The organism is Micromonospora sp. NPDC049903 (assembly GCF_044460945.1).
Lineage (GTDB): Bacteria > Actinomycetota > Actinomycetes > Mycobacteriales > Micromonosporaceae > Micromonospora.
On the sequence record NZ_JBITKL010000002.1, the window covers coordinates 64,948 to 81,473 of the forward strand.

The window sequence follows — 16,526 nt, forward strand, 5'->3', positions numbered from 1 at the left end:
CGCACGTCCGGCGCCGTGTCCCCGCCCCCCGGGGGGCACGGCGCCGTCGCACTTCTCCCGCACGTCGTATGTCCACAATGAAGGACAAGAGGTACATGCGTCCCAGAAGATTCCTGCCGGCCGCCGTGGCTTTGCTGCTCGCGGCCGGTCTCGTCCCCGCGTCCCCGGCTGGTGCGGCTGACGCGGCCGGTTCGGCTCCGCTGCCCGGCGGTGACGGCCGGACCGCGACGCTGATCACCGGCGACCGGGTCACCGTGACCGCCGACGGCGGCGTCAGCGTCGTCCCCGGCCCGGGACGGTCGGAGATCCCGATGCTGACCAGCACGATCGCCGGTCGGGTACGGGTGGTGCCAGCCGACGCGCTGCCCCTGTTGCGGGCGGACCGACTCGACCCACGGCTGTTCGACGTGACCGGCCTGCTCGCCGACGGGTACGACGACGACCGACGCGCCGACCTGCCGATCATCGCCTCCACCGACAGCGGTGTCGACGGCACGATCGTGCACCGGATGACCAGCTTCCCCGCCACCGCCATGCACACCCGCAAGCAGGGCCTCGACCGGCTCTGGTCGGGGCTGACCCGCAAGGGCGCGAAGGGCAAGGTCTGGCTGGACGCCGTCGGGCGCTTCCACGGCGCCGAGGGCGTCCAGCAGATCGGCGCGCCGAGCGCCTGGCAGGCCGGCCTGACCGGCAGGGGCGTCACCGTCGCGGTGATCGACAGCGGTGTCGACGCCACCCACCCCGACCTGGTCGGCCGGGTGGCCGACCAGGTCGACTTCTCGCCGGTCTCCGATGGCGGCGTACCCACCAGCGGCGACGTCCGCGACCTGATGGGACACGGCACGGCCGTCGCCGCCGTCGCCGCCGGCAGCGGGGCCGCCTCGGCCGGCCGGTACCGGGGCGTCGCCCCCGAGGCGACGATCATCGACGCCAAGACCGGGGACTGGGACTCGACCGAGTCGGCGGTGATCGCCGCGATGGAGTGGGCGGCCGGCCCGAAGCGCGCCGAGGTCGTCAACATGAGTCTCGGCTTCCCCGACACCCCCGGCGAGGATCCCCTGGAGATCGCCCTGCGCCGTCTGAGCGAGCAGCACGGCACGCTGTTCGTGGTCGCGTCCGGCAACAGCGGCGACAACGGCAACAACCCGAACGCCGGACACGACTACGACGTCGGGTCACCGGCGACCGCCGATGCCGCGCTGGCCGTCGGCGCGGTGGACCACGACGACCGGCTGACCTCCTTCTCCAGCCGTGGCCCGCGTCTCGGCGACGACGCCGTCAAGCCCGACCTCACCGCACCCGGCGACGACGTCACCGCCGCCCGCAGCACCGACGCGTACGGCACCGGCCCCTACACCGACGGCCTGTGGGGCACCTCCTTCGCGGCCCCGCACGCGGCCGGCAGCGCCGTCCTGCTCAAGCAGAAGCACCCGGACTGGACCGGAGACATGATCAAGGCCGCGCTGATGGGTACCGCCCGACCGGCACCGGGTGTCGGCGTGTTCGCCCAGGGGGCCGGTCGGGTCGACGTGGCCGGTGCGCTCGCCAGCCGGGTGCTCGCCGACCCGCCGAGCCTGAGCCTCGGCACGCACACGTACCCGCACACCGACAACGCGCCGATCAGCCGGACGGTCACCTACCGCAACACCGGTACGACGCCGCAGACCCTGCGGCTGACCCTGGCCGTGGACGGGCCGCGGATGACGCCCGTCTCCGGACTGTTCCAGGTCAGCCCGTCGACGTTGACCGTGCCGGCCGGTGGCAGCGCGCAGGCCACCGTCACGGCCGCCGCCTCGACGACGGCACCGGCCGGGCCGTACTCCGGGCGACTGACCGCCAGCACCGGCGACGGCAAGCGGCTGACCACGCCGGTCGGGTTGGTCCGGGAGGCCGCCACCCACTCGCTGACGCTGCGGCACCTCGGTGTGGACGGTCAGGCGAGCAGGGACTTCTACACCACCGTCGTGGGCCTGGACACCCCGTACGTCTACGACTCGCTCGCCCACTACAACGACGAGCAGGGCAGCGAGATCACCATCCGGGTGCCCGAGGGACGCTACGCGGTCGTGTCGCAGATGTTCTCCCACCTGCCGGAGCTGACCTATCTGGCGCACACGAACCTCGCCGTGCACGCCGACACCGACCTCACGCTCGACGAACGGGCCGGGCGACCGGTCCAGGTCAGCGTGCCGGCAACCGACGCGGTCCGCGCGGACAGCACCGTCCAGGTGGGCGTCCGCAACGGCGACTCCTGGGTGACCGTCGGCGGCAGCAGCAACGCGTCGACCCGGATGCGGACGGCCCAGATCGGCGGGACCGGCAGCGCTGACACCTTCGTCTCGGTGATCGGCGCGGCCTTCGCCGACGGAGCGGATCCCAGCCGGTACGCGTACCAACTCGCCTGGCACCGGCCCGGCACGCTGCCCACCGGCTTCACCAGGTCCGTCACCGCCGGAGAACTCGCTATGGACCGGACCTCGGCCCGCGCCCAGGCCCCGGAGGGTCCGACCGCGATGCAGTCGGCGGCGATCGTGCCGGGCTATCCGCTGACCCCGGCGTACGCCTCCACGACGCTGGCGCAGACCCGCTACTTCAACACCGACGGCGGCATCAGGTGGGCCTCCCGGGTGTTCCAGTACTCGGACGAGGCGGTGGACTACTACACCGTCACCACGAGCGGACCGCCGATCGCCTACCGGGCCGGGCGGACCTACACCTCCACCTGGAACGCCCCGATCGTCGCGCCCTGCCCGACCGCCGGTGGTGGGTGGTCCGGCGACCAGTTGGTCGTGCGGGTCGCGCCCTACTGCGACAGCGCCGGTCACCCCGGCTACGTCGAGCAGGAAGCCCTCTCCGGTACGACCACGCTCTATCGCAACGGCACCGAGGTGGCCACCGCCGACCGGCCCGGTCACGCCCGGTTCACCGCCCGGCCCGTACCGGGCAACTACCGGCTCCACGTGGAGTCCACCCGGGCGGCCTCGTTCGGCCTGTCCACCCGGGTCACGGCCGACTGGACGTTCACCCGGCCGGTGACCGCGTCACGCCTCATGGCGGTCCGGATGGCGCCGGCCCTGGACGCCACCGGCACGGCACCCGCCGGCCGGTCCTTCACCATCCCGATCAGCAGCGCCGACGCCAAGTCGGTCGGCCTGCGAATCTCCTACGACGACGGCGTCACCTGGCGGCCGGCCCCGGTCGTCCGCACCGGCGCCGGCACCTTCCTCGGCACGGTCCGGCACCCGGCCACCCCCGGGTACGTGTCCGTGCAGGTCACTGCCAGGGGTAGCGCCGCCACCCTGACCGAGACGGTCGTTCGCGCGTACCGGATCGGCTGACACCGAGGTGCCCCTGCACGTCGCGCTCCGGTGACGTGCAGGGGCACCGTCGCGTCCAGCGGGAACGCGGGCGGCTCAGCCGGCGCTGCGCTCCCAGTCGACGGTGGGCAGGCCGGCGTCGGCGAGCGCCTTGTTGGCCGCGCTAAACGGACGACTGCCGAGGAAGCCACGCGGGTTCATCGGGCTCGGGTGCCCCGCCTCCAGCACCACGTGCTGCGGGTTGGTCACCAACGCCGCCTTCTTGCGTGCGTAACCGCCCCAGAGCAGGAACACCACCCGCGACTGCTGGGCGTCCAGCGCCCGGATGGTGGCGTCGGTGAACTCCTCCCACCCCCGGTTGGCGTGCGAGCCGGGAGTGCCCTGCCGCACGGTCAGCACCGAGTTGAGCAGCAGCACCCCCTGTGCCGCCCAGCCGTCCAGGTTGCCGCTGCGCGGCTTGGGCACGCCCAGGTCCTCGCCCAACTCCTTGAAGACGTTGCGCAGCGACGGCGGCACCGAGACCCCCTCGCGCACGCTGAAGCTCAGCCCGTGCGCCTGACCGACCCGGTGGTAGGGGTCCTGCCCGAGGATCAGGACCCGGCAGGCCGACGGCGCGCAGAGCCGGTAGGCGGAGAAGAGGTCCTGTACCGGCGGGAAGACCGTCTGCGTCGCGTACTCCCCGGCGACGAAGTCGGCCAGCGCGGCCGTCCGGGCCGGGTCGAGGTGCGGGGCGAGCACCTCGCGCCACTGCTCGGGAAGCAGAGCCAGCAGGTCGAGAGCGGGGGTGTCGTCGGGCATCGGCGGCCTTTCACCGGTCGGATCGTTTCCGGGCACTGTAGGCAGTGGGTACGACAGCGCTGGGCGCAGGGCGGTCAGCGCGCCACGGTCAGCGCGGCCAGTCGCGTCGCCCAGTCGCCGCCGACCGGCTCCAACTCGACGACCCGGGTGTCGTCGTCGCGCCGGTCGAGGCAGACCCGCAGGTGCGCATCGACCAACTGCTCGACCAGCCCTTCGCCCCACTCGACCACGGTGACCGAGTCCTCCACCGAGGCGTCCAGGTCCAGGTCGTCGATCTCGGCCCGGGGATCGCTCGCCGCCCCCAGCCGGTACGCGTCGGCGTGCACCAGGGCCACCCCGCGCCCGGTGGCCGGGTCCGGCCGGTGCACCCGGGCGATCACGAACGTCGGCGAGGTGATGTCGCCGAGCACGCCCAACCCGGCACCGATCCCCTGGGTCAGCGCGGTCTTGCCGGCGCCCAGCGGGCCGGTCAGCAGCACCAGGTCACCGGCGCGCAGCAGCCCCGCGAGGCGCCGCCCGAAGGCGTGCGTGTCCGCGACGGTCGGCAGCTCGACGCGGGTCACGGGCGGTCCCGCTCACACGAGTCGAGGAACCGGCTGACCGCGATGTTGACCTCGTCGGCGTGCTCCAGCATCACCACGTGCCCGCTGTCGTGGATCTTGACGAACTCGGCGTGCGGCAGCCGCCGGACGATCTCCTCGGAATGTGTCACCGGCGTGATCATGTCCTTGTCTCCGACGATCACCAACACCGGCGTGTCCTCCAACGCGGCCAGCGCCGGGAACCGCGAGTGCGTCGCCAGCGTACGCAGATAGCGGGTCACCGTGTCGGCCGAGGTACGCGAGTTCATCTCCTCCACGTACGACACCAGGGAGGGACTCGGCTTGCGGGTGCCGAAGCCGTACCTGCGGGTGAGCAGCCAGGCCACGTTGCTGGTGGACTTGCGGGCCCGGTCGATCACCGTCCCGCCGTACCGGGTGACGTAGCCGGCCGTGTAGAGCACCGGCGCGCCGACGCGCCCGAGCAGGGCGGGCGCGACCAGCTTCGTCTCCGCCAGCAGACCACCGGAGGTGGCCATCAGCACCGTGCCGACCACCCGGTCGTCGAACATCTCCGGGTACAGCTCGGCCAGCGACATGATGGTCATGCCGCCCATCGAGTGCCCGATCAGCACCAGGGGCCCGTCCGGTGCCACCTCGTCGATCACCCGGCGCAGCGTGTGGCCGAGCGCGACCAGGTCGTACTCGCCGCTCTCCAGCCGCCCCGAGCGGCCGTGCCCGGGCTGGTCGTACGCGACGATCCGGTGCTCGCCCCGCCCGGCCAGCATCTTGCGTTGGAAGTGGAAGGTGCCCATGTCCAGGCAGAAGCCGTGCACCAGCACGACCGTCGGGTTGCCGGCGACGGGACGGATCGGCTCGACCACCTCCACGTGCACGTCGGTGCCGTCGGGCAGCTCCAGCCGGTACGCCGCGTCGTAGTGCTGCTCGCCGAAGACCTCGTCGACGTACGGGTCGGCGGGATCGGCCTTGAGCCGGCGGACCAGGGCCCGTTCGGTGGCGACACCGGCGGCGAGCCCGGCGGCGGCCACGCCGAGCGCCGCACCGACCAGCCCGGCGGCCCGGCCGGCGGCGGTACGCGGTCGGGGCACCCTCACGCCGACCCGCCGTCGTAGATCCGGGGTACCCGTGTGCTGCCGAACCGGGTGACGATCTCGTAGTTGATGGTGCCGGCCGCCTCGGCCCAGTCGTCGGCGGTGGGCGCGCCGTCCGTGCCGTCGCCGAAGAGGGTGACCACGTCGCCGGCGACCACCGGATCGTCGCCGCAGTCCAGCACGAACTGGTCCATGCAGACCCGGCCGGCGACGGTCCGCCGCTTCCCGCCGAGCTGCACGGGGCCGGTGCCGGAGGCGTGCCGCGGCACCCCGTCGGCGTAGCCCAGCGGCACCACGGCCAGTGTCGCGTCGCGCTCGGTGAGGTAGGTGTGCCCGTAGGAGACACCGGCACCGGCCGGTACCCGCTTGGTCAGCATCACCCGAGCCCGGGCGGTCATCGCCGGCCGCAGCCCGTACGTCTGCCCGGCCACCGGGGAGAGGCCGTACACGGCCAGCCCGGGACGGACCAGGTCGAAGTGGGTGTCGGGCCGGGTCAGCGTGGCCGCCGAGTTGGCCAGGTGCCGGTAGCGCGGGCGTAGTCCGGCCCGCTCGACCATGGCCAGCCCCTCGTGGAAGACCGCCAACTGCCGGTCCGTGGTGGGGTGGCCGGGCAGGTCCGCGTAGACGAAGTGGCTCCACACCCCGACCACCTCGACCAGCCCGTCGGCCTGGGCCTTGGCTGCGGCGTCGAGCAGGGCCGGCCAGTCGGCGACGGTCGCGCCGCCCCGGGCCAACCCAGTGTCGATCTTGAGATGCAGCCGGGCCGGGCGTTCCGCGCGCCGGCTCGCCTCGACCATCTCGTCGAGCTGCGCGAGGCTCGCCACCCCCAGGTCGACGCCGGCCGCGACGCCGGTGTGCAACGGCAACCCGGGCACCAGCAGCCAGGCCAGCACCGGGGCGTCGATGCCCGCCGCCCGCAGGGCCAACGCCTCGTCCAGGGTGCAGACCCCGAGCCAGTCCGCGCCCGCCTCCAGGGCGGCACGGGCGGCCGGGACCATGCCGTGGCCGTAGCCGTCACCCTTCACCACCGCCATCAACTCGGCGCTGGTGCCGGTGCGCAACCGGTCCACGTTCTCCCGGATCGCGTCGAGGTCGACGCGTACCTCGGCCTGCCACATGCCTCCCACCCTACTTCCGCGCTGATCACCCGGGGTCGCCCCCGGCCGAGTACGGGGTGTCGGGCGGGTCCCACGACGACGGAGGTCAGGTGATCCGGGCCAGCACGGGCCGCAGCGCGTCGGCCACGTCCGCGGCGGCCACCGGACCGCCCCGCGCCGCCTCGCGACCGGCCAACCCGTGCAGGTACGCCGCCGCCGCGGCGGCACGCTCCGCCGGCAGGCCGGACGCGAGCAGCGAACCGAGCAGCCCGGCCAGGACGTCCCCGGTGCCGCCGGTGGCCAGGGCCGGCGTGCCGGTCGGATTGACGTACGCCCGGCCGTCCGGCGTGCCGATCACCGTGCGGTTCCCCTTGAGCAGCACCACCGCGTTCGTCCAGGCGGCCAGCCGCAGCGTCGCGGCGACCCGGTCCGCGCCGGGCTCCTCGCCGCAGAGCCGGCTGAACTCCCGGTCGTGCGGAGTGATCACGATGGGCGCGTCACGGCGCCGGAGCTGGTCGGCGAGCCGACCGTCGACCAGCAGCGTCAGCGCGTCGGCGTCGAGCACCACCGGCACCGGCGCGGCGAGCACCGCCCGCAGCTCGGCGGCGGCCCGCTCGTCCGTGCCCAGGCCCGAGCCGCACACCCACGCCTGCACCCGGCCCGCGTCGACCACCCGGTCGGTGGCGATCACCGACGGGTAGCGGCGCACCACCTCCTCGCGGGCGCCTCCCGCGTAGCGGACCAGGCCGGTCGGCCCGGCGAGCGCGCCGCCGACCGACAACACCCCCGCACCCGGGTACGTCGCCGACCCGGTGGCCACCCCCACCACGCCCCGGGTGTACTTCTCCGAGGCCGCGCCGAGCCGGGGCCACCAGTCGACGACGTCGGACTCCTCCACCACGTGCAGCGCCGGGCTGCCCCGCAGCCACGGTCCCAGCCCGATGTCGACCAGCTCCACCTGCCCGGCCAGCGCGGCGGCGGGGCCGACCGCCAGGGCCGGCTTCCACGCGCCGAAGACCACCGTCACGTCGGCCCGCACCGCCTTGGGCCGACCGGACGAGGTCAACGGCACCGCCCCGGTGTCCACCTCGACACCGCTGGGCACGTCCACCGCCACCACCGTCGCCCGGCCGCCGTCGCGCCCGTGCTGCCGCAGCAGGCTCGCCGCCAGCTGCTCGGCGGTCTCCCGCAGCCCGCCACGCCCACCGATGCCCACGATCCCGTCGAGCACCAGGTCGACCACGACGGGTGGACGGTCCACCACCCGACCACCGGCGGCCCGCAACGCGGCCAGCCCCGGCGCGTGTACGCGCTCCGGGTCGAGCAGCAACGCCGACACTGCCGCACCGCGCCGGGCCAGCCGCTCGCCCGCGTACAGGGCGTCGCCGCCGTTGTCGCCGGAGCCGACGAGCAGCAGCACCGGTGCCGCGTACACCCCGCCCCGGTCGGCGAGCAGCAACGCGCAACGGCGGGCCAGCCCGGCGGCGGCGCGCTGCATCAGCGTGCCGGGGGGCAGCTCGGCCATCAGTGCCTTCTCGGCCGCGCGTACCTCCGCCACCCGCCAGACCGGCCGCATGTCACACCCCGTCTCCCGCGCCCCGCACGCGATCGATACCGACGATCACGCGCCACCCTACCGGCGGGCGGGTCGCAGGATAGCCCCTTGTCCACATACCCGGCGGCCCCTGTGGACGACGGTCGGGTACGCCTGCCGCCGTCGTCCACAGGGCACGCGTGCGACGCCCGGCCCCGCCTAGCGTCTGCGCCGTGCGGGAACCGAGGGCGGGAGGGGCCGATGGCGCAGGAGGAGTTGACCGTGCGGCCGGAGACGCTGCACCGGGTGGGGCGGGCGCTGGGCGACACCGCCTACCGGCTGGCCCACGGGCCGGCGGGCGTACCGGGATTGGCCGCACCGGACCGCCAGTGGGCAGCGGCGGGGGCGCTGGCCGCGCTGGAGAGGTCGGTGCACACCTGGTGCGGGCGGCTCGGCGCGCAGGTGGCCGAGACCGGGGACGCGGTACGCGCCGCCGCCGGGGCGTACGAGTCGGTGGACGGTCGGGCCGCCAACCGGCTCTCCGCGGTGACCCGGTGACCGGCGCGACGCCGACCCGGCCCACGGCCGTCGGTTACGTCCAGCTCTCCACGGCCGACCCGGGCGGCTGGCGGACCACCGGCACCGCCTGGTCGGGCCTGGCCGGGCTCGCCCGGCGACGCGCCGACGAACTCGCCGAGGGCACGACGGCACTGCGCACCGGCTGGTCCGGTCGGGCCGCCGGGTCGGCCGGGACCCGGCTGGGCGGGCTGCGGACCGAGCTGACCGCGCTCGTCCCGGCCGCCGTCGAGGTCGACCAGGTGCTCGCCGGGTTCGCCGCCCGGCTCGCGGCGGCCCGGGCCCGGCTCTCCTCGGCCGTCGAGCTGGCCGCCGCCACCGGAGTGCTGATCGACCGGTCGGGCCGGGTGCGCCCCGACCCGGCGCGGGTGCCGCCGGAGCGGGCCGCCGCCACGGTGGCCCCGGTCGCCACCGGCCTCCGGGACGCGCTCGACCTGGCCGGGGCGGCCGACCGCGAGGCCGCCGGACGCCTCGGGCAGTTGTCGCGGGACGCCGCCGCCGGCTGGGTGGTCCCGCCACCACCGGGTCGGCCCGCACCACACACCGACCCGGGCCGGGTGCGGCTCTGGTGGGCCGGGCTCAGCACGGCACAGCGCCGCTGGCTGGTGCTGCACGAGCCGGATCTGGTCGGTCGGCTCGACGGGGTGCCGGCGACCGACCGGGACCAGGCCAACCGATCGTTGCTGGGCACGCGGCGGGAGGAGCTACGGGCGCGCTGGGAACGGCTGCTCGCCCGGGTGCCGCGCGGGCCGGCGGAGGTGGCCGGGCTGCGGGCGGTGGACGCCGCGCTGACCGGGCTGGACGCGCTCGCCACCCGGCTCGACGCGACGGAGTCGCCCCGGGCGTACCTGCTCGGGTTGGACGTGGGCGGCGAGGGACGCACGGTGGTGGCGCTGGGCGACCCGGACCGTGCCTCCGGCGTGGTCACGTACGTGCCGGGGATGACCGCCGGGCTGGACGACGCCACCGGCGAGCTGGGCCGGGCGGCGCGGGTGCTGTCCCGCTGCGCCGACCTGGCACCGGGCCAGGAGACCGCGGCGGTGCTCTGGCTGGACTACGACGCACCGGACTTCCTGCACGAGGCGGCCCGGGACGGGCAGGCCCGCGACGCGGGCGACGCGCTGCACCGGTTCCAGGAGGGACTGCGGGCCACCCACGACGGGCCACCGGCCCGGCAGACGGTGCTCGGGCACAGCTACGGGTCGCTGGTGGTCGGCACCGCCGCCCGCGACCACGGGCTCGCCGCGGACGCGCTGGTCTTCGTCGGCTCGCCCGGCGTCGGTGTGGGGCACGCCTCCGAGCTGGGCGTACCGCCCGAGCAGGTGTGGGCCAGCACCGCGCCGGACGACGTGATCCGGCTGACCCGCCCACCGGACGAGCTCGCCCGGCAGTCGGTGCTCGGTGCCTCCCCGGTCGGCACGATCGTCGACTGGCTGGCCGGGCCGCGCGACGAACGCTGGTTCGGGCGCGACCCGGCCGAGCCGGGTTTCGGGGGCCGGACGTTCCCCAGTGGCCGGTACGGGCACACCGGCTACTGGGACCCGGCCAACCCCGCCCTGGACGGCATGGCGCGAGTGGTGCTCGGCCGGTGAGCGTCCGCGTGCTACTCGACGGTGACCGACTTCGCCAGGTTGCGCGGCTGGTCGACGTCGTGTCCCCGGGCGGCGGCGATCTCGGCCGCGAGCACCTGCAACGGCACGGTGGTCACCAGCGGGGCGAGCAGCGTCGGGGTGCGCGGGACGTAGATCAGATGGTCGGCGTAGCGGACGACCGCCTCGTCGCCCTCCTCGGCGATCACGATGGTGCGCGCGCCCCGGGCGCGTACCTCCTGGATGTTGGAGACGACCTTGTCGTGCAGCAGCCCGCGACCGACCGGCGACGGCACCACGCAGATCACCGGAGTGCCCTGGTCGATCAGCGCGATCGGGCCGTGCTTGAGTTCACCCGCCGCGAAGCCCTCGGCGTGCATGTACGCCAACTCCTTGAGCTTGAGCGCACCCTCCAGCGCCACCGGGTAGCCGACGTGGCGGCCGATGAACAGCACCGTCGGCGCGGACTTCAGCTCCCGGGCCAGCTCCCGGACCGGCTCGATCCGCCCGAGCAGTTCCCGCAGCTTGTCCGGCACCTGGTGCAGCTGGTCGAGCACGGCCGCCACCTCGTCGGCGAACTTGACCCCCCGCACCTGGGCCAGGTGCAGGCCGATCAGGTAACAGGCGGCCAACTGGGTGAGGAACGCCTTGGTCGAGGCGACGGCGATCTCCGGCCCGCCGTGGGTATAGAGCACCGCGTCGGACTCCCGGGGGATGGTGGAGCCGTTGGTGTTGCAGATGGCCAGCACCCGGGCCTTCTGCTCCTTGGCGTGCCGCAACGCCATCAGGGTGTCCATGGTCTCGCCGGACTGCGAGATCACCACGATCAGGGTGGACCGGTCCAGCACCGGGTCGCGGTAGCGGAACTCGCTGGCCAGCTCCACCTCGCAGGGGATCCGGGTCCAGTGCTCGATGGCGTACTTGGCGACCATGCCGGAGTGGTACGCGGTGCCGCAGGCGACGATGAAGATCTTGTCGACGTCGCGCAGGTCCTGGTCGCTGAGGCGGACCTCGTCGAGCATGATCTCGCCGGTCTCGGTCATCCGGCCCAGCAGCGTGTCGGCGACGGCCTGCGGCTGCTCCTCGATCTCCTTGAGCATGAACCAGTCGTAGCCACCCTTCTCGGCGGCCGAGGAGTCCCAGTCGATGTGGAAGTCCTTGCCGGTGGCCGGCTGACCGGCGAAGTCGGTGATCTCGATGGTGTCGGCGGTGATCAGTACGATCTGGTCCTGGCCCAGCTCGACCGCCTCGCGGGTGTGCTCGATGAACGCGGCCACGTCGCTGGCGAGGTAGTTCTCCCCGTTGCCGCGTCCCACCACCAGGGGCGAGTTGCGCCGCGCGCCGACGACGGCCCCGGGCACCCCGGAGTCCACCGCGAGCAGCGTGAAGGCACCCTCCAGCCGCTGGCAGACCACCCGCATGGCGGCGGCGAGCAACTGCGGCCCGTCCGGGTGGCCGGCGGCCCGCAGCTCGGCCAGCGCCTTGGCGAGCAGGTGCGCGGCACACTCGGTGTCGGTGTCGCTGGCGAACTGGACGCCGTCGTCCTCCAACTCGGCGCGGAGCTTGGCGAAGTTCTCGATGATGCCGTTGTGGATCACCGCGACCCGGCCGTCGGGCGACAGGTGCGGGTGAGCGTTGCGGTCCGTGGGGCCGCCGTGGGTGGCCCACCGGGTGTGTCCGATGCCCGTGGTGCCGTCGCCGATGCCGATCGGGCTGGCTCCGCAGGCGTCCGGGTCCTCGGCGGCGCGCTCCGAGAGCACCTTCTCCAGGTTGGCCAGCTTGCCGGCCTTCTTCTCGGTCAGCAGTTGCCCGTCGCAGACCACGGCGACGCCCGCCGAGTCGTAGCCGCGGTACTCCAGCCGCCGCAGGCCGTCGAGCACGATACCGAGCGCCGGCCGACTGCCGGCGTACCCCACGATTCCACACATGGGTGGCAGCCTAACTAGATCCGCTCACGATGTCTGCGCGAAAGCGGGCTAAACAATCACTGAATTTGAGCGATTAGCGCAACACCGGTGATCAGCGTCACCGAGCACCCAGCCGGGCCGGGGCGGGACGACCCGGCCCACCCGTACCCTGACGGTGTGACGAGCACCGATGTCGACCCGCTGGTGAGCCGGATGCGCCCGTTCGGGACGACGGTTTTCGCTGAGATGTCCGCTCTGGCCATGCGTACCGGTGCGGTGAACCTCGGGCAGGGTTTCCCGGACACTGACGGCCCGCCCGAGATGCTGGCCGCCGCCGCCGAGGCGCTGCGTTCCGGACGGAACCAGTACCCACCCGGCCCCGGCGTCCCGGAGCTGCGCGCGGCCGTTGCGGCACACCAACGTCGCTTCTGGGGCCTGGAGTACGACCCGGACGGCGAGGTGGTGATCACCGCGGGCGCCACCGAGGCGATCGCCGCGGCGATCCTCGGCCTCTGCGAGCCGGGCGACGAGGTGGTCTGCTTCGAGCCCTACTACGACTCGTACGCCGCCTCGGTCACCCTGGCCGGCGCGGTCCGGCGACCCGTCACGCTGCGGCCCGCCGACGACGGCCGGTACGCCTTCGACCCGGCGGAGCTGCGGGCCGCGTTCCGGCCCCGGACCCGACTGGTGCTGCTGAACTCCCCGCACAACCCGACCGGCAAGGTCTTCACCCCGGCCGAGTTGTCGCTGATCGCCGAGCTGTGCCAGGAGCACGGCGCGTACGCGGTCACCGACGAGGTGTACGAGCACCTGGTCTTCACCGACGCGTCGACCGGGCACGTCCCGCTGGCCACGCTGCCCGGGATGCGCGAGCGCACGCTGCGCGTCTCGTCGGCCGGCAAGACCTTCTCCTGCACCGGCTGGAAGGTGGGCTGGGTCAGCGGCCCGGCGGCCCTCGTCTCGGCGGTGCTGCGGGTCAAGCAGTTCCTCACCTTCGTCAACGCCGCGCCGCTGCAACCGGCCGTCGCGGTGGCCCTCGCCCTGCCCGACGCCTATTTCACCGAGTTCCGGGCCGGCATGCAGGCCCGCCGCGACCAGCTGATCAGCGGGCTCGGCGACGCCGGCTTCGACGTGCTCACGCCGGAGGGGACGTACTTCGTCACCACCGACATCACCGGGCTCGGCGGCACCGACGGCGTCGACTTCTGCCGTACGCTGCCGGACCGCTGCGGCGTGGTGGCCGTACCCACCCAGGTCTTCTACGACGATCCGGAGGCCGGCCGACGGCTGGTGCGGTTCGCGTTCTGCAAGCGCCCCGAGGTGCTGGCCGAGGCGGTGGCCCGCCTACGCCGGGCAGGCGCGCACGCCTGACCCGGCGGTCACTGTGCCCGGGCCCGGCGGCGCGCCGCCGACCAGGTCAGCACCATCGCGACGAGAAGGAGGATCGGCGCGAGCTGAGCCAGCTCGGCGGCGGACCGGACGTCGTGGGTGACCGCGAGGAAGCGGGCCCGCTCGGCGGCGTCCTGCCACTGCTCCGGGTTCAACTGGAGGAAGTCGTGGGCGATGAAGAGCGCGAGCGCCACCGGCACCGTCACGAGCAGCAGCGGCAGCCGCCACCGGGTCGACCGGCGCGCCGCGGCCCACCAGACCAGGGCGGCCAGCGCCACGGTGCCGACCATGACGACCACCGAGGCGGCGCCCAGGCCGAACCATCGGACGGTGCTGCGGTCCAGCTCGGTGGCGGTCACGCGGTACACGGTCACCCACGGTGCCGCGAGGCCGGCGAGCAGAGCCACGGTGCCGGCGCCCGCCACCACGAACCGGCCGGCACCCGGCCACCAACTGGCCAGGACGACCCCCGCCAGGGTCGCCACGCCGAGCACCGCGAACGTCAGGCCCAGGCTGTCGTAGCCGAACCGGATCGCCCCGTAGTCGTCGTCGAGCACCGGCGTCAGCCGCCGGACGACCTCCGCCCAGCGGGCCGCGGTCTCGTCCGGCCCGGACGAGACGCGGTGGGCGGCACCGACCAGCACCGTAGACATGGCCAGCAGGGCGCCGCCCGCAGCCACGGCCGCCGCGCGTCCGGCCCGCCCGTCCAGCACCGTCGCGGCCAACGCCAGCATGATCAGCGGCAGCAGGACGGCCAGGTAGGCCCAACCCCAGCCGCCGATCTCGGTGAGGCTCAGCGCGGCGGTGGAGTCCTGGTGGATCAGCGAGTCGTCCCGGCTGCCCAGCACCCGCAGTGACACCTCGGACCACGGCACCGCCACCGAGGCGGCGATCAGCCCCAACGCCAGCAGGATCGCGAGCAGCCGTCCCCAGCGGGCCCCGAGCCAGCTCTCCGGCGCGTCCGACGCGGTCGCGTCCGACGGGAGGTCGGCGGGCTGGTCGACGGCGCCGAGAGAGCCGGGGTGAGACACGGTCACCTCCAGGAAGGGGGCGGTCGGGCGGGACGGCGGTCGTCATGGTCGCACGACACACCTCGGGGCAGGGGGCAGCACGGCCGTCATGCCGCGTGTAGCGGCTCGGTCAGGCCGGGCTGGCCGTGCGGACGTGTTCGGCGATCCGCTCGGCGACCTCCCGCGCGGTCGCCTCGGTGGCCGCCTCGACCATCACCCGCACCAGCGGCTCGGTGCCCGAGGGACGCAGCAGCACCCGGCCGGTCTCACCCAGCTCGGCCTCGGCGCGTTCCACCTCGGCGCGTACGGCGGGCGCGGCGGCGCCGACGGTGCGGTCACCGACCGGCACGTTGATCAGCACCTGCGGCAGCTTGGTCATCACCGCCGCGAGGTCCGCCAGGGTACGGCCGGTGGCGGCCATCCGGGCCATCAGGTGCAGCCCGGTCAGCACCCCGTCGCCGGTGGTGGCGTACGCGGGCAGGACGATGTGTCCGCTCTGCTCGCCGCCCAGCGCCAGCCCGGAGGCGCGCAGCTCCTCCAGCACGTACCGGTCGCCCACCTTGGTCTCGACCAGCCGGATGCCCTCGGCGGACATGGCCAGGCGCAGACCGAGGTTGCTCATCACGGTGGCGACCAGGGTGTCCCCGGTCAGCGTGCCGGCCTCCCGCATGGCCAGCGCCAGGATCGCCATGACCTGGTCGCCGTCGACCTCGTCGCCGTCGGCGGTGACCGCCAGGCAGCGGTCGGCGTCGCCGTCGTGCGCGATGCCGAGGTGCGCGCCGTGCTCGACCACGGCCTGTTGCAGGGCGGCGATGTGGTTCGAGCCGCACTCGTCGTTGATGTTGAGCCCGTCCGGCTCGGCGTAGATCGCGACGACCTCGGCACCGGCCTCCCGGTACGCGGCCGGGGCGACCTCGGCGGCGGCGCCGTTGGCGCAGTCCACCACGACCTTGATCCCGTCGAGCCGGTGCGGCACGGTGCCGGCCAGGTGCTGCACGTAGTGGTCGGCGCCGTCGAGCAGGTCGTGCACCCGGCCCACCCCCGCGCCGACCGGCCGCTTCCAGGCGGTGGTGGCGTTGGCCTCGATGGCCGCCTCGATCCGCATCTCGATCTCGTCGGGCAGCTTGTGCCCGCCGGCCGCGAAGAGCTTGATCCCGTTGTCCGGCATGGGGTTGTGCGAGGCGGAGAGCATCACTCCGAGATCCGCCTTGGCCTCGGCGGTAAGGAACGCCACCGCCGGGGTGGGCAGCACGCCGACCCGGACCACCGTCGCACCGGCGCTGGTCAGTCCGGCGACCACGGCCGCCTCCAGCATCTCGCCGCTGGCGCGGGTGTCCCGACCGACCACGGCGATCGGGGCGTGACTGCGATCCGACTCGGCGAGGGTGTGCGCGGCGGCGACGGCCACCGAGAGCGCCAACTCCGGGGTGAGGTCGACGTTCGCCCGCCCGCGTACGCCGTCCGTGCCGAACAAGCGGCCCATACCCACCAACCTCCGATGAAACTACCGTTGTAGGTGAAAAGCGGACGGGCGGGGCCCCCCCCCCGGGGGGGGGGGGGGGGGGGGCCCCGCCGGCACAATAAAAAAGGGCGGTGGGGGAAATCCGCTAGCGGATAGTGGTCGGAGATAAGGCGGCAGTGGTGCGGGGAGATATTTG

General features: G+C 74.1%; 12 protein-coding genes. 4 read left to right on the forward strand and 8 right to left on the reverse strand.

Annotated elements, in window-relative coordinates; all coding sequences use genetic code 11:
* The first annotated feature begins 95 nt into the window (after window positions 1-95).
* Complete coding sequence (locus ACIBO1_RS05045) at window positions 96-3,338, forward strand: S8 family serine peptidase (RefSeq protein WP_396741625.1); 3,243 nt, start codon at window positions 96-98, stop codon at window positions 3,336-3,338.
* Between the two features lie 75 nt (window positions 3,339-3,413).
* Here the strand turns inward: ACIBO1_RS05045 and ung are convergent, their stop codons facing one another.
* The 5 genes from ung to ACIBO1_RS05070 form a co-directional block, all read right to left on the reverse strand.
* Entirely contained in the window at window positions 3,414-4,115 is a 702-nt protein-coding gene (gene ung, locus ACIBO1_RS05050) for a uracil-DNA glycosylase (protein ID WP_396741627.1), read from the reverse strand.
* Between the two features lie 74 nt (window positions 4,116-4,189).
* Window positions 4,190-4,678 (reverse strand): tRNA (adenosine(37)-N6)-threonylcarbamoyltransferase complex ATPase subunit type 1 TsaE, encoded by a 489-nt coding sequence (gene tsaE, locus ACIBO1_RS05055; RefSeq protein ID WP_396741629.1) that lies wholly within the window; start codon window positions 4,676-4,678, stop codon window positions 4,190-4,192.
* A complete protein-coding gene (locus ACIBO1_RS05060; protein ID WP_396741631.1) occupies window positions 4,675-5,769 on the reverse strand; it encodes an alpha/beta fold hydrolase in 1,095 nt (364 codons plus the stop codon). Before ACIBO1_RS05060 ends, tsaE begins: the two co-directional genes overlap by 4 nt.
* On the reverse strand, window positions 5,766-6,884 hold the full coding sequence (alr, locus tag ACIBO1_RS05065) for an alanine racemase (RefSeq protein WP_396741633.1): 1,119 nt from the start codon (window positions 6,882-6,884) through the stop codon (window positions 5,766-5,768). Before alr ends, ACIBO1_RS05060 begins: the two co-directional genes overlap by 4 nt.
* 85 nt (window positions 6,885-6,969) lie before the next feature.
* On the reverse strand, window positions 6,970-8,439 hold the full coding sequence (locus ACIBO1_RS05070) for an NAD(P)H-hydrate dehydratase (RefSeq protein ID WP_396741635.1): 1,470 nt from the start codon (window positions 8,437-8,439) through the stop codon (window positions 6,970-6,972).
* A 219-nt stretch (window positions 8,440-8,658) separates the two neighbouring features.
* On the opposite strand from ACIBO1_RS05070, the gene ACIBO1_RS05075 reads away from it, so the two are divergent.
* On the forward strand, window positions 8,659-8,955 hold the full coding sequence (locus ACIBO1_RS05075; RefSeq protein ID WP_396741637.1) for a type VII secretion target: 297 nt from the start codon (window positions 8,659-8,661) through the stop codon (window positions 8,953-8,955).
* A complete protein-coding gene (locus tag ACIBO1_RS05080; RefSeq protein WP_396741639.1) occupies window positions 8,952-10,565 on the forward strand; it encodes an alpha/beta hydrolase in 1,614 nt (537 codons plus the stop codon). The genes ACIBO1_RS05075 and ACIBO1_RS05080 overlap by 4 nt, the downstream gene beginning before the upstream one ends.
* A gap of 11 nt (window positions 10,566-10,576) precedes the next feature.
* On the opposite strand, the gene glmS is transcribed toward ACIBO1_RS05080, so the two are convergent.
* Window positions 10,577-12,490 (reverse strand): glutamine--fructose-6-phosphate transaminase (isomerizing), encoded by a 1,914-nt coding sequence (glmS, locus tag ACIBO1_RS05085; protein ID WP_350692812.1) that lies wholly within the window; start codon window positions 12,488-12,490, stop codon window positions 10,577-10,579.
* A 156-nt stretch (window positions 12,491-12,646) separates the two neighbouring features.
* Between glmS and ACIBO1_RS05090 the strand changes: the two genes are divergently transcribed.
* Complete coding sequence (locus ACIBO1_RS05090; protein ID WP_396741642.1) at window positions 12,647-13,840, forward strand: pyridoxal phosphate-dependent aminotransferase; 1,194 nt, start codon at window positions 12,647-12,649, stop codon at window positions 13,838-13,840.
* A gap of 8 nt (window positions 13,841-13,848) precedes the next feature.
* On the opposite strand, the gene ACIBO1_RS05095 is transcribed toward ACIBO1_RS05090, so the two are convergent.
* Window positions 13,849-14,889, reverse strand: a complete 1,041-nt coding sequence (locus tag ACIBO1_RS05095; RefSeq protein WP_396741644.1) for a hypothetical protein — start codon at window positions 14,887-14,889, stop codon at window positions 13,849-13,851.
* Window positions 14,890-14,998: 109 nt separating this feature from the next.
* Complete coding sequence (gene glmM / locus ACIBO1_RS05100) at window positions 14,999-16,351, reverse strand: phosphoglucosamine mutase (RefSeq protein WP_396741646.1); 1,353 nt, start codon at window positions 16,349-16,351, stop codon at window positions 14,999-15,001.
* Between the last annotated feature and the right edge of the window lie 175 nt (window positions 16,352-16,526).

Bases quoted from the DNA above. Each gene is read 5' to 3' on its own strand.
- ACIBO1_RS05045 (WP_396741625.1), top strand. From the start codon at position 96: ATGCGTCCCAGAAGATTCCTGCCGGCCGCCGTGGCTTTGCTGCTCGCG.
- ung (WP_396741627.1), bottom strand. From the start codon at position 4,115: ATGCCCGACGACACCCCCGCTCTCGACCTGCTGGCTCTGCTTCCCGAG.
- alr (WP_396741633.1), bottom strand. From the start codon at position 6,884: ATGTGGCAGGCCGAGGTACGCGTCGACCTCGACGCGATCCGGGAGAAC.
- ACIBO1_RS05070 (WP_396741635.1), bottom strand. From the start codon at position 8,439: ATGCGGCCGGTCTGGCGGGTGGCGGAGGTACGCGCGGCCGAGAAGGCA.
- ACIBO1_RS05075 (WP_396741637.1), top strand. From the start codon at position 8,659: ATGGCGCAGGAGGAGTTGACCGTGCGGCCGGAGACGCTGCACCGGGTG.
- glmS (WP_350692812.1), bottom strand. From the start codon at position 12,490: ATGTGTGGAATCGTGGGGTACGCCGGCAGTCGGCCGGCGCTCGGTATC.
- glmM (WP_396741646.1), bottom strand. From the start codon at position 16,351: ATGGGCCGCTTGTTCGGCACGGACGGCGTACGCGGGCGGGCGAACGTC.